Source organism: Verrucomicrobiia bacterium, from assembly GCA_026414565.1.
In the GTDB taxonomy this organism is placed as follows: domain Bacteria; phylum Verrucomicrobiota; class Verrucomicrobiia; order Limisphaerales; family Fontisphaeraceae; genus Fontisphaera.
The window spans coordinates 84,315-97,527 of sequence record JAOAIT010000038.1; the positions used below are offsets into that span (position 1 = coordinate 84,315).

Here is a 13,213-nt window from a genome sequence, read left to right on the forward strand (position 1 = left end):
TTAAACCAGGTGAATAAAGAGAGCGTCGCGCAACTTGGGTTCAAACCAGGTGCTCTTCGGGGGCATGATTCCCCCTTCGTCCGCCACCTGCATCAAGTCCTCGATGGTGGTGGGATGGAGCGAGAAAGCCGCGGCATATTCCCCGCTATTCACCAGGCGCTCCAATTCGGCCGTGCCGCGGATGCCGCCGATGAAAGCGATGCGCTGGCTGGTGCGGGGATTGTCTATGCCAAAAATGGGTCCCAGCACAAGGCGTTGCAAGAGCGCCGCGTCCAGGCGCTCCACGGCCTGGGAGGTGGCGGTGACGCCCGCTTTCCAGCGCAGCCGGTGCCAGCGGCCCTCCACATACAGGCTGAGTTCGTGTTTTTCGGCCGGTTGGGCGGAGCTTCCGGGCAGCACCTCCAGCACGGTATGCAGACGTTGCCACAAGGCGGCCGGCGTCAGGCCGTTCAAATCTTTGAGCACCCGGTTGTAGGGGAGGATTTGCATTTGATGATGCGGGAAAATCACGGCTAAAAACCAGGCCGCCGGGCCGCCCCCCCGTTTTTGATGAAGACGCGCCGCCGCCGCCGTGCGGTGATGGCCATCAGCAATATAGAGCGCGGGAATCGCCGCGAAGGCACGCTGGATGAACTCGAGGTCCGCCGGCTCGCGCAGGGTCCAGGCGGCATGGTGGATGCCATCGGGTGCCGTAAATTCGACTTCGGGGTATTCGGCAATTTTACGGGCGATGAAATCGTCCAGGGCGGGCTGGGCGCGATACACAAGAAAGGCCGGTCCGGTTTGCGCGCCCACCACTTCGATATGGCGCAGGCGGTCGTCCTCCTTGTCCGGTCGGGTCAGCTCGTGCTTTTTGATCTGGCCTTCGAGGTAGGCGGCGCAACTGGCCACCGCCACCAGGCCGGTCTGCACGTGGCGGCCCATGCGCTGCTGATATAAATAATAGGCCGGCGCTTTTTCCTGCACCAGGGCGCCTGCGCGCAGCAACCGCTGGAAATGCTCGCGGCCGCGGGCATAGACCTCGGGAGCGTAGGGGTCGTGATGGGGGGGGAATTCAATCTCAGGCTTGCTGACCCACAGGAAACTCAACGGATTGCCTTCGGCGAGGGCGCGCGCTTCCTCCGTGGAAAGCACGTCGTAGGGCGGCGCACAAATGCGCGCTGCCAGTTCGGGACGTGGGCGGACCGCCGCAAATGGTTGAATCAGACCCATAAGATCGTTCAGGTGGGCGAAACATTAGCCTGCTTCGGCCAAAGTGCACGTGATTTTTTGGGGGGATAGCCCCCAGGGATTTCTTCTGCGCAGGCTGCGGCGCGGGGGCGCAGCTCACGGACTCGGGCCGGGATCACCGGCCTGCAGCCCTGCGGATTTCCGTTTGAGTTTTCAACGCCCCCCGGTACACTTCGGCACGATGAGCCTTGTTGAAAAAGTCCGGCAGGCTGGCGTGGTGGGCGCAGGCGGCGGCGGCTTTCCCACCCATGTCAAACTGGCCGCCCGGGCCGATACCGTGATTGCCAACGGCGCCGAGTGCGAGCCGTTGTTGCACAAGGATGCCGTGGTGATGGAGGAATGGGCGGCGGAGCTGCGCGAGGGGATGTTGCTGGCCATGGAGGCGGTGGGGGCGAAGACCGGGGTCATCGGCATCAAGGCCAAGAAAAAGAAAGCCATTGAAGCCGTCACCCGGGCCATCGCCGGCACCTCCCTGCGGCTGGAATTGCTGGGTGATTATTACCCCTCCGGCGATGAGTATGATTTGGTGTACACGGTGACGGGGCGGCTCATACCGCCGCAGGGGATTCCGTTGAATGTGGGGGTGGTGGTCAACAATGTGGAGACCTTTGTCAATGTGGCCCGGGCCGCCCGCGGGCAGCCGGTCACGCACAAGATGGTGACCATTGCGGGGGCGGTGCGTGAGCCGTGCACCCTGCTGGTGCCGGTGGGGGTCTCGTGGCGCGAGTGTCTGGAGGCCGCCGGCGGGGCAACTACGGGCGAGCCGGTGCTCTGCATTGGCGGGTTGATGATGGGCCAGACCACCCTGGATTTGGACACGCCGGTGACCAAGACCGCCACCGGCGTGGTGGTGCTGCCCCGCGAGCATCATATCATTCAACGCAAACTGAATCCCCAGCCGCGCATGGCGCAGATTGGCAAGTCGGCCTGCGATCAATGCCGGTATTGCACGGAGTTCTGCCCGCGCTATCTGCTGGGTTACGCCGTGGAGCCGCATCAGGTGATGCGCAGCCTGGCCTTCACGTCCACCGGCGCGGAGTATTGGAATCAATGGGCGGCGTTATGCTGCTCGTGCGGACTGTGCACGCTGTATGCCTGCCCGGAGGAGCTTTATCCCAAAGAGGCCTGCGACGATGCCAAGGCGGCCATGCGCCGCGCCAACCAGAAATGGAGCGGCAAGATGGAGGTGCAGGTGCATCCCCTGCGGGAGGGGCGGCGGGTGCCCATTCAAGCGCTGACGCGCAAACTGCACGTGCAGGACTATGATATGCCCGCGCCGCTGCGCGAGTGGGCGGGACGGCCGCGGGAACTGCGGCTGCTGCTTAAACAACACGCTGGCGCGCCCGCCCAGCCGCAGGTCAAGGTGGGCGAGCTCGTCAAAGCCGGTCAGGTGGTCGCGGCCCCGCCGGCCCATGCGCTGGGAGCCGTGGTGCACGCCCCGCTGGCGGGGCGGGTGACGGCGGTGAACTCGGAAAGCCTGACTCTGGCGGTGGCATGAGCCTGAAAGCTTGTTTCCATGAAAGAGAAATCCATCGGTTTGATTGAGTTGTCCAGTGTGGCCAGTGGTTTTCTGGTGGCCGATACCATGCTCAAGGCGGGCAATGTGCGCCTGATTTTGTCGCGCTCCATCTGCTCCGGGAAATACATGGTGCTCATTGGTGGAGATGCCGCGGCGGTGCGCAGCGCGGTGGAATCGGGCGCGGCGGCGGCCAACGGCTGTTTGATTGATCAATTCGTCATCACCAACGTGCACGAGGATGTCATCGCCGCGCTGGGCCGGACGCATCCCGGGGAGCCTACGGGCGCGCTGGGCATCCTGGAATCGTTCAATGTGGCCACGTTGTTGCAGGCGGCGGATGCGGCGGCCAAGGCGGCCAGCGTCACGCTCATGGAAATCCGCCTGGCCATGGCCCTGGGAGGCAAGGCCTTTGTGACCATGACCGGCGATGTCGGCTCGGTGCAGGCGGCGGTGGCGGCGGGCAAAAAGATTATCGCCGATGCCGGGGTGCTGGTGAATGCCGTGGTCATTTCCCGCCCGCATCCGGAGGTGTATCGGGAAGTCATCTAATAATCCGCATGGCCATGGCTGAAGGCGCCCTCCAGGTCGAAACTCCGCCGCCGCCCGAATTTCGCTTGTTCATTGGCGGCGAATGGGTGGCGGGCGAGGCGGTGGTGGCCATTCGCTCGCCCTATGACGGGCAGGTGGCCGGGCTGGCGCATCGCGCCGGCGCCGCTCATTTGGAGCAGGCCATGCACAGCGCTGCACAGGCCTTTGCCCTGACTTCCCGGCTGCCCACCTACCAGCGCGCGGCCATTCTGGAGGGGGTGGTGGCGGGGTTGAAAACCGACCGCGAGGGGCTGGCGCAGTTGATTGCGCGGGAGGCGGGCAAGCCGCTCAAATACGCCCGCGCCGAGGTGGGGCGCGCCATTCTCACCTTTACCGATGCCGTGGAGGAGGCCAAACGCCTGCGGGGCGAATGGCTGCCGCTGGATTTGGACGCCGCCAGCGAGGGGAGGCAGGGCCTGGTGCGGCGCTTTCCGGTGGGGCCGGTGGCGGCCATCACGCCGTTTAATTTTCCGTTGAATCTGGTGGCCCACAAAGTGGCCCCGGCACTGGCCTGCGGCAGCCCCATTGTGCTCAAACCGGCCTCCCAGACGCCGCTGACCGCTTTGCGCCTGGCCGAGATAGTGCAAAACGCCGGGGCGCCCCCCGGCAGCTTTCATGTGGTGCATTGTCCGGGGGCCATGGCGGAGACACTGGCCACCGATCCGCGCATGAAATACCTCAGTTTCACCGGCAGCGGCGGCGTGGGCTGGCGGTTGCGTGACCTGGCAGGACACAAGAAGGTGGCGCTCGAGCTGGGGGGTAACGCCGGCGTGGCGGTGCATGCGGATGCTGATCTGGATTACGCCGCCCAGCGGTGCGCGATGGGCGGTTTCGCTTACGCCGGGCAGACGTGCATCAGTGTGCAGCGCATTTTTGTGCACCGGCCGGTGTTTGACGCTTTCCTGGAGAAATTCATTGCCTGCACCCGCCGCCTGAAGGTGGGCGATCCGCTGGACGAGCAGACCGACGTGGGACCGATGATCTCGGAAGCCGAAGCCCAGCGCGCCTGGGCGTGGGTGGAGGAAGCCGTGCGCGAGGGAGCGGAAATGGCGCTGGGAGAACAGCCCCGCGGCACGTTGATGCCGCCGGTTATTTTGATCCGCACTACGCCGGCGATGAAAGTGAACTGCCAGGAAATCTTTGCGCCGGTGGTCACCGTGGGGCCGTATGCGGACTGGGCCGAGGCGCTGCGGCTGATCAACGACTCGCCCTACGGATTGCAGGCGGGGATTTTCACGCGCGACATGCCCGCCATTCACCAGGCTTTTGAGACGCTGGAAGTGGGCGGCCTGCTGGTCAATGACGTGCCCACCTGGCGGGCGGATGTCATGCCTTACGGCGGATGGAAGGAATCCGGTTTGGGGCGGGAGGGGGTGCGCTATGCCCTGGAAGGCATGACCGAGCGGCGCATCATGGTCTGGAAGGCATGATCACCAGTCTGCAACGGATGGTGTTCAACCTTCTGGAGCCGGTGGGGCTGGTGTGGGGTGTCCTGGTATTGCTTGCGTTGTGGGCGTTGTCACGCAAGCGCTGGCGGCTGGCCCTGGCGCCGGCGGGGCTGGCGTTGCTGATGTTTCTCGTCGGCAGCACGGGTTTTTCCGGCTGGTTGCTGGGGCGCTTGGAGAAGCAACATCTGGCCCCGGCGTTGGAGGAGGTGCCGGCGGCGGATGCCGTGGTGGTGCTGGGCGGGGGCTTTGAGCCTTCGCGCCGGGATGTCTTTGGGCTGGGCGTGACTGCGGATGGGGACCGGTTGTTCATGGGGCTGGAATTGATGCGCCTGGGCAAGGGGCGCGCGCTGGTGTTGGGCGGCGCCGAGGCCGCCCTGCCTGACGGGCAGAAGCGGGTGGAGGCCGACATGGTGCGGCGCTGGTTGGAGGCCTGGCGGCTGCCGCAGGCGCCAGTGATTAGCCTTGGGGGGTGCGACAACACCCGGGAGGAGGCGCTGAAAGTGGCGCAGCTTTGCCAGGAGCGCGGCTGGAAGCAGGTGATTTTGGTGACCTCGGCCTATCACATGCCCCGCGCGGTGGCATGTTTCAAAACGGCGGGGGTGCCGGTGTTTCCGGTGCCATGTGACTTCAAAACGTCCGTCAGCCTGGAGGGGCCGCCCTCGTTCAACTTGGTGCCGCGCTACCAGGGCTTTGTCAAAATGTCCCTTTTTGTGCGCGAGCAACTGGCCTGGGCCTTGTATCGCTGGCGGGGTTGGATCCAACCTGATTAGCCGGCGCGGTCAGCGAGTTTTTGCGGCTCGCTGCTTTTCCCGGAGCGCCTGCATTCTCTGGCATTCCTCCGGCAGGCGCAGTGCCAGGTTTTCGCGCTCTGCCGGATCCTTTTCCAGATGATACAACTCCCACGGGGCCTGACGTTCGGGACGCACCAGTTTCCAGGGGCCATCCCGCAAGGCTTCCGCGCCAGTGTGCGGATTCTCCCAGAAGCCCCGCGCCGTCCAATTGGAAGGAAAGCCTTGCAACAAGTAATCCGCTGGCGAGCGGTCAGCGGTCGCAGCGGCCAGCGGTGCATCTCCCCAGGCGGCCAGGGTGGCGTGAAGCTCCGGCAGCGTCAGGGGCTGCGGTTGGAGGGTGCCACCCTTGAGTTTGCCGGGCCAGCGCAGCAGCAGGGGCATGCGCAAGTCGCCTTCATAAACCCCATTGGTGCTGCAGCGCAGCCAGCCAACGGGAGCGGGCAACGGCCGCAGCGGTTCGCCAGCCTGGCGCGGGGCCACGAGGCCGCCGGCCAGGATGAGCGTCTGCGTTTCCACCCGTTGAGCCCGCAGGGTGGCCAGCAGCAGGCCCAAATCGCGGTCCAGCCGCTCCAACCATTCCTGGCGGCTGGCGTTGGTGGCGGGGGAGGGGTAAATGATTTGCAAATAAAACGGATACAGGCGGGAGGTGCGCACGAAATTGGTCATCGCCGTCACCAACAACTGCGGCGCCGCAAATCTCTGCGGCGTGGCAGGCGGATTAAACTCGTGCCGAATCTGGTTGCGGTGCAGGAAGCGCGGATAGACCTGGCGGGCCTCGCTGCGATCCAGGCTGCCCAGCCATTCTTCGAAGCCTTGGGCCAGGGGCGGCCAGGCTTCACCGGGTGGCCACCAGCCCAGCATCCCGGTCGCATAGCCCCGCTCGCGGAGCATTTGGGGCAGGGGGGGCGCATCGGCCGGGGCCATTAAAGCCAGGGCTCCGTTGGTTTTTGCTGCGGAGTGCGGCAGTCCCGTCAGCAGCCCGCGCACCGCAAGGTCGGGCCAGGGGCCGGCGCCATAGGCGCAATCCAGCCGCATTCCTTCCGCTCCAAGCTGCTGCCAGTGGGGTAGGCGGTTGGTGGCTCCGTAGGGGGGAAGGTCTGCATAAGTCAGGCCTTCAGCCAGAAAAACCACAAGGTTGGGCCGGCCATGGGCCGTGTCCTTGATCAAGGGACGAGGGATGGGCGCAGCGGCCAGGGGCTTGCAGCACCATAAACTCAGCCCCAGCATCAAGATTGTCGCAGGACATCGCCGCGGCTGGCGGGTGTGATTCAAACGATTCGGCTCCATGAACGGGTCATCGGCTCAATTGCCCGGCTGTTGTTGTAAGACTTTGCCCACGGTTTGCAACAGCCGCTCCAGCGCGGGGGCGGTGGCCGGGCCGTGGTGCTGGTAAATGACCGAGCCATCCGGCAGGGCCAAAATGACGGTAATGGCGGCCTGGCTGGCCCCGAGGGAGGCGGTGACTTTGCCCTCCCAATCGAGCAGCACGGGATGCTTGTAATTCCGCCGGAAATGGCGGCGCACCTCCCCTTGAAACCAGCGGGGGGCGGCGCTGACATTGGCCACGCCAAGGATGTCCAACCGCCGGCCATACAGCAGGTGCAGGGGATTGACCCAGGCATTGACCTCGGCGGCGCCGGATTTATCGGCCACAGTGATGAACGTCAACCGGGGCAGGGGCAGCCGGATGACGTGGTTCGTGCCGTATTGGTCCGCGAGCGTGAACGGCACCAGGCGGCGTGAGGGCACCGCGGCGGCAGCCTCTGCCGGTGTCTGGCCCCACAGCGGACTGCTGCACACCATCAGCGCGGCGGCCAGCCAGCCGCCCCATGCCTGTGGGCCGGCCATGATTCAGCACGGCGGCTTGTGTTGCCGCCAATCGGTGGCCTGCTCATACGCATAGGCCAGCCGCAGCAGGGTTTCTTCGTCGAAATGCCGCCCCAGCAGTTGCAGTCCAATGGGACGGCGGGGGTTCTCGGCGAAGCCGCACGGAACACTAATCCCGCAAAGGCCGGCCAGGTTGCAGGAGATGGTGAAAATGTCGGTCAGGTACATCTGCAGGGGATCCGCGGCTTTTTCGCCCAACCGGAAAGCCGGCGTGGGCGCTGTCGGAGTAAGGATGGCGTCCACCTGCTCGAAGGCGCGGAGGAAGTCCTGCCGGATGAGCGTGCGGACTTTTTGAGCGCGGAGATAATAGGCGTCATAGTAGCCGCTGCTCAGCACATAAGTGCCCAGGATGATGCGGCGCTTGACCTCTGCGCCAAAGCCTTGTCCGCGGGTGCGACAATACAATTCAAGGGGATCGGCGCCCTCCACCCGGAGGCCGTACCGGATGCCGTCAAAGCGGGCCAGGTTGGCGCTGGCTTCGGCCGTGGCGATAATGTAGTAGGTGGCAATCGCGTAATCGGTGTGCGGCAGGGAGATTTCGCGCAATTCCACGCCCTGGCTTTCCAGGGTGCGAAGGGCCGCTGTGACTGCGGCTTTGACCACCGGGTCCAGCCCGCCGACAAAATACTCCTTCGGCAGACCCACCCGCAGTCCCTTGACTGGCTGGCCCAGCGCGCCCGAGTAGGCGGGCACGGGGCGGGGCACACTGGTGGAATCCCGCGGATCGTGGCCGGCCAGCACCTCCAGCATCAGGGCGGCGTCGGCCACCGTCTTGGTGAGCGGCCCGATTTGATCCAGGGAGGACGCATACGCCACCAGGCCGTAACGGGACACGCGCCCGTAGGTGGGCTTGAGGCCCACGCATCCGCAAAACGCCGCCGGCTGGCGGATGGAGCCGCCCGTGTCTGAGCCGAGCGCCGCCAAACATTCATCCGCCACCACCGCGGCCGCGGAGCCACCCGAGGAGCCGCCGGCGACATATTCCGGATGCCACGGATTCAGGGTCGGGCCAAAGGCCGAGTTTTCCGTGGAGCTGCCCATGGCAAACTCGTCCATGTTCAGCCGCCCAAAGACCACCGCGCCGGCGGCGCGCAGCTTTTCAATTACCGTGGCGTCGTAGGGCGAAACAAACGACTCCAGAATGCGCGAGGCACAGGTGAGCGGATGGCCCCGGACGGCAATAGCGTCTTTGATGGCGATGGGGATGCCCAGCAGCGGGAGTTTTTCTCCCCCGGCCAGAAGGCGGTCCGCCGCTTCGGCCTGGGCCAGGGCCTCTTCGGCATCCAGACGGATAAAGGCGTGAATCTGGCGGTCCACCGTTTCGATGCGGCGCAGGCAGGCTTCCATCACCTCGCGGGCGGTGACTTCGCGCCGGGCCAGCCGGTCGCGCAAATCCAGAATCGAGGCCGTGTTCAGCATGGCGGCGGTTATTCCACGATTTTGGGCACCACAAACAGGCCCTCACTGCGGGCGGGGGCGTTGCGCAGGGCTTCCGCATGCGGCAGGGAGGGTCGCACTTCGTCCGGCCGGGTCACGTTTTCCAGCGGGAAGGGATGCGCCGTCGGCTCGACGTGGGCAATGTCCACTGCTTTGAGTTTTTCGACATACGTCAGGATTTCCGCCAACTGGGCCTGAAAAGCGGTGGCCTCGGCGGCGGACAGCTCCAGCCGCGCCAGGTGCGCCACCTGATGGACGTTCATGCCGGTATCCGTCATGCGCGCCAGCTTGCGGGCGGCGGCAGCTTGTGCCAAGGAGAAAATCAGGGCCTAGAGGCCGTCAATAAAGGCCTGCATGGCCTCCTGCTGCCGGTGGATGGACTCCACCAGCTTGAACTGGGTGCGGCAGCGGTCCAGGTTGTGTTGGGGCCGGTGCACGCGGAAATAGACGTCGCCCTGCAGGAAATCGGTCAGGAAGCGGATGCCGATGGTGAAGGTGATGAGCTTGCCGGCGAAGGCGAGATAGGATTTCTCCGCTTTAGTCAGGAAGGTGGCGGCCTCCAAGTAACCCCGCGCCAGCTCTTTGAAGATGGGCATGTGCATCCGCACCTTGCTCAAGTCCGGCTCATCTTCCAGCGTGGGGCTGGTGGTGGTGCGGACCATGTCGCCGAAATCATACAACGCCAGCCCCGGCATCACCGTGTCCAGGTCTACCACACAGAGCGCCTGGCCGGTCTCGGCATCGAGCATCACGTTGTTGAACTTGGTGTCGTTGTGGGTGATGCGCTCGGGAATTTCACCCCGGGCCAGGGCGTTGAGCAACACATCCACGATGGGCTCCTGCTTGAGGGCGAAGGCAATTTCCTTCTTGGCCAGCGCGGCGCGGTTGAAGTGATCCGCCTCGATGGCCTTGACCAGGGCGTTGAAGCGCATGCGGGTGTTGTGAAAATCGGGGATGGTCTCGTGCAGGCGCTCGCCGGGCAGATCGGCCACCTGGCATTGAAACGTGCCAAACCCCCGGCCGGCCTGGTAGGCCTGCGCGGGTGATTGCACCGATTCATAGGTGCGCGCGTTTTCAATGAACACGAAGGTCCGCCAGGCCTCGCCCTCGCCGTTGTAATAAAAATCCCGGCCGTCCCGCGTGGGCACCACGATGAGCGTGCGGCGGGTGATGTCTTCGGCCTGGGCGGCTTCGAGCTTGGCGCGGACATGGCGGGTGACGCGCATGACGTTGCTCATCACCGCCACGGGATCCTTGAAGACATTGGTGTTAATCTTCTGGTGAATATAGCGCACCTTCACGCCGCCCTGGTCATAGGTGGCGGTGTAAGTTTCGTTGATGTGGCCGATTTTGCACGGCTCGGCATGCAGGATCTGCCCGTAAATCTGAAAGCGCTGCGAAATATCCCGCAGCTTGGCTTCGTTATAAAAGGCCATAAAAGTTCAATTCCTGTCCCTCGTGTTTGAGCGGATTCGACCGTCCAAGGCAAGATTTTCCGTTGCCCGCCGCACGTGCCATGCCGGAAAGCGCTTGAACCGGCGCGCCGCCGGGGCGGTTGCGGCCTAGCTCAACCCTTTCACTTCCCATCCCTTGCGGTAGGCACGGCGGACCAGCGCGGTGGCGTCTTTCAGGTCAAAACTTAGTCGCGCGGCATTCCACTTGAGCGTGGTGTTGGGGAAGCGGCTGGCCACCCCTCCCAACAACACGGCTTCCGTCAGGGGTCCCGAGTAATCAAAACCGGCGGATGTCTGGCCGCGGCCCAGGCAGGCGTCCACAAAAGAATGGTAATGATCCACGCGCTCCAGCCGGGGGTACACCACGTCCCGGAAAGTGGTATCGGGGTACAGCTCCGGTTTGGCGATGTGGGGCAGGAGCATCACGCCCTTGGTGCCCAGGAACAGGGAGCCTTGATCCGGCAGGGGGCGCGGCACCAGGGCCTGGATGTCGCGGGGCGGGCGCTGATCGCCGTCATACCATGTCACCTTCACCGTTTTATCCTCCGTGAAGCGGGTGCCGGGGAAGACATAGAGGATTTTGGCGTCGTTGGCCCAGTTGTGGGCGTTGGGCGGCGGGCCTTCCGAGCGCACCGTGAGCGGCGCGGTCAGGGCCAGGGCTTTGAAAACCGGATCGTAAATATGGCAGCCCATGTCGCCAAAGGTGCCGGTGCCGAAATCGAGCCGTTTGCGCCAGTTGGCCGGGTGATAATAGCCGTTGCCAATGAAGGGGCGCGCGGCGCATACGCCGAGCCATAAATCCCAGTCGAATCCCTCGGGCACGGGATCGGAGCGCTCCGGGCGGGGGGCGGGATCGCCCCATTTTTTATTGCTCCAGGCGTGCACCTCCTTGATTTTGCCGATCATGCCCTCCTGCACGAACCTGACCGCCAGCCGGTATTCCACGTGTGAATGAATCTGGATGCCCATCTGGCTGACGCGCTTTTTTTCGCGGGCGACTTCGGTCAGGCGGCGGCTTTCGTACAGGTCATGCGAGAGCGGCTTTTGCACATACACGTGCTTGCCCATTTGCAGGGCCGTCATGGCCACCGGCGCATGCATGTGATCGGGCGTGGCCACATTGACCGAATCAATTTGTCCCTGCTCCTTTTCCAGCATCACGCGCCAGTCCTGATACACGCGCACCTCCGGGAAGCGTTTTTGCAGGGCCTGGGCGCGGCGCAGTTCGACATCCGCGACGGCCACCAGTTTGACCGCGGCATGGCTGGTCAGCGAATCAATGTCCGAGGCGCCCATGCCGCCCGCGCCCACGGCAGCGTGGCGCAGGAGCGGGGCGGCCGCTTGCGCCAGCAGATCATGCGTGACCCACGGCGCCACCAGGCCCGCGGCGGTGAGGTGTCGCAGGAAGCGGCGGCGGGAAAGGGAGGAGGTTGCTGGAAGGCTCATAAGAAATCTCCGGTAGCGTGAGGGCCAACGGGGGTTACAGACGTTTGATGGCGATGTTGCGGAACATGACCGGGTCATTGTGCCCGGCAAAGCCAAAGAAACCGCGGGTGCGGTCTTTGCCCGGATGCGGGGTGTTGCCCATGAATTCGGTGACCTTACTCAGGTCGCAATCCAGAATGATGGTGCCATTCAATTCCACCTTGATTTTGGAGCCCACCACGGTGACTTCCTGATAATTCCATTCGCCCACGGGCCGCTGGTAACCGCGATAGGCGGCCACCATGCCGTAGGCCGAGCCATGGACCTGCCGGGGATCCAGCTTGGTGTTTTTCACCTGCTCGTAGTTGTCGTCCAGCACCTGCAGCTCGCACATGCCCACGTAAGCGGTGTCGCCCTGGCCGGGATAGCGGATGGCCAGGCCGTTGTTGCCGCCCGGCGGCAGCTTGAACTCCAGCCGCACGACGAAGTCGCCATATTCCTCCTTGGTGTAGATGGTGCCGCCCTTGCCGGGTTTGCAGACGATGGCCCCGTCCTTGATTTCGTAATTGTCCAGCGGCCCCTGCCAGCCGGTGAAGTCGCGGCCATTAAAGAGGGGGGTGAAGCCGGCATCGTTGCCGCGCAGGCGGCGGTTGGCTTCGTCGGCCGGAATCTCGCGCACAAAAATGTTGCGCCAGCGGATTTCGCCGCCGTGGGTCTGCAGTTGGATGGGGCCGAAGGGCGGCAGGGGCTGTTTGCGGCTGCGGTCGAAGTAATTCTCCATGATGGCATTGTCCACCACCAGTTGGTCATTCAAGTAGACGGTGGTGCGGGTGCCCAGTTGGAGGATGCGGAAATGATTCCATTCGCCGAAGGGTTTGTCGGCCAGCACCAGGGGATCCTTGCCGGGGGCGCCGGGGCTGTTGTTCCACAAGCCGCCGGAGCCTTTGTTGGCGCCGAGCTTGAATTTGTTGGTGTCCGTGTAGTCCCAAATCTGGATTTGCGGAGTGCCTTTGAGGTAGATGCCGCTGTCCGCCCGCGGCACGGTCTTGTAGTCAATCAGCAGTTCAATGTCCCGAAAGAACTTCTCGGTGGTCAGAAAAAGGCCGTTGCCGTCATTGATCAGCTCCTCGCCCGCCGGGGTCCAATGGCGCTGGATGTTGGGAAGGCTGGCCTCCCGCCGTTTGGCGTATTCGGCGGGGCTGAGGAAAATGTAGGTGCGCGGGTCAGTGTCGCCTGTGCCCCACCATCCGGACAAATCCCGGCCATTGTACAAGGCCACAAAGCCGGGGGGAGGGGTGGCGGCGGCGGCATGCCATGACAGCGAGACCAGCAACGCAAGACCAAGGGCTGGCGTCCTTAAACGTATGTGCTTCATGGCTGACTTCTAGCCCAAACGTCCGCCCTCTGCAACCGCAGATTATCCGCTGGTGGACG

12 protein-coding genes are annotated in these 13,213 nt (G+C 64.2%); 4 read left to right on the forward strand and 8 right to left on the reverse strand.

Features of this window, described 5'->3' with window-relative positions; genetic code table 11:
- On the reverse strand, window positions 1-1,212 hold the full coding sequence (locus N3J91_08895; GenBank protein ID MCX8156547.1) for a DUF1015 family protein: 1,212 nt from the start codon (window positions 1,210-1,212) through the stop codon (window positions 1-3).
- Between the two features lie 199 nt (window positions 1,213-1,411).
- Here N3J91_08895 and N3J91_08900 point away from each other — a divergent pair, with 199 nt between their 5' ends.
- Genes N3J91_08900 through N3J91_08915 form a run of 4 tightly spaced genes read left to right on the forward strand, consistent with a single transcriptional unit; the run spans window position 1,412 to window position 5,555 of the window.
- Window positions 1,412-2,728 carry a 4Fe-4S dicluster domain-containing protein gene (locus N3J91_08900; protein MCX8156548.1) on the forward strand — a complete coding sequence of 439 codons (1,317 nt, stop codon included), beginning with the start codon at window positions 1,412-1,414 and terminating at the stop codon, window positions 2,726-2,728.
- An 18-nt stretch (window positions 2,729-2,746) separates the two neighbouring features.
- Window positions 2,747-3,298, forward strand: a complete 552-nt coding sequence (locus tag N3J91_08905) for a BMC domain-containing protein (protein MCX8156549.1) — start codon at window positions 2,747-2,749, stop codon at window positions 3,296-3,298.
- 14 nt (window positions 3,299-3,312) lie between these two features.
- Window positions 3,313-4,767, forward strand: a complete 1,455-nt coding sequence (locus N3J91_08910) for an aldehyde dehydrogenase family protein (GenBank protein ID MCX8156550.1) — start codon at window positions 3,313-3,315, stop codon at window positions 4,765-4,767.
- Window positions 4,764-5,555 (forward strand): YdcF family protein, encoded by a 792-nt coding sequence (locus N3J91_08915; GenBank protein MCX8156551.1) that lies wholly within the window; start codon window positions 4,764-4,766, stop codon window positions 5,553-5,555. The genes N3J91_08910 and N3J91_08915 overlap by 4 nt, the downstream gene beginning before the upstream one ends.
- A gap of 9 nt (window positions 5,556-5,564) precedes the next feature.
- Here the strand turns inward: N3J91_08915 and N3J91_08920 are convergent, their stop codons facing one another.
- The 7 genes from N3J91_08920 to N3J91_08950 all read right to left on the reverse strand — a co-directional run bounded on the left by N3J91_08920 (window position 5,565) and on the right by N3J91_08950 (window position 13,154).
- Window positions 5,565-6,863, reverse strand: a complete 1,299-nt coding sequence (locus N3J91_08920; GenBank protein MCX8156552.1) for a sulfatase-like hydrolase/transferase — start codon at window positions 6,861-6,863, stop codon at window positions 5,565-5,567.
- Between the two features lie 15 nt (window positions 6,864-6,878).
- A complete protein-coding gene (locus N3J91_08925) occupies window positions 6,879-7,424 on the reverse strand; it encodes a hypothetical protein (protein MCX8156553.1) in 546 nt (181 codons plus the stop codon).
- A gap of 3 nt (window positions 7,425-7,427) precedes the next feature.
- Window positions 7,428-8,882, reverse strand: coding sequence for an Asp-tRNA(Asn)/Glu-tRNA(Gln) amidotransferase subunit GatA (gatA, locus tag N3J91_08930; GenBank protein ID MCX8156554.1), 1,455 nt, complete (start codon window positions 8,880-8,882; stop codon window positions 7,428-7,430).
- 8 nt (window positions 8,883-8,890) lie between these two features.
- Window positions 8,891-9,178 carry an Asp-tRNA(Asn)/Glu-tRNA(Gln) amidotransferase subunit GatC gene (gatC, locus tag N3J91_08935; GenBank protein ID MCX8156555.1) on the reverse strand — a complete coding sequence of 96 codons (288 nt, stop codon included), beginning with the start codon at window positions 9,176-9,178 and terminating at the stop codon, window positions 8,891-8,893.
- Window positions 9,179-9,229: 51 nt separating this feature from the next.
- A complete protein-coding gene (locus tag N3J91_08940; protein ID MCX8156556.1) occupies window positions 9,230-10,336 on the reverse strand; it encodes an aminoglycoside phosphotransferase family protein in 1,107 nt (368 codons plus the stop codon).
- 126 nt (window positions 10,337-10,462) lie between these two features.
- Entirely contained in the window at window positions 10,463-11,800 is a 1,338-nt protein-coding gene (locus N3J91_08945) for a Gfo/Idh/MocA family oxidoreductase (protein ID MCX8156557.1), read from the reverse strand.
- A 34-nt stretch (window positions 11,801-11,834) separates the two neighbouring features.
- Entirely contained in the window at window positions 11,835-13,154 is a 1,320-nt protein-coding gene (locus N3J91_08950; protein MCX8156558.1) for a DUF1080 domain-containing protein, read from the reverse strand.
- Between the last annotated feature and the right edge of the window lie 59 nt (window positions 13,155-13,213).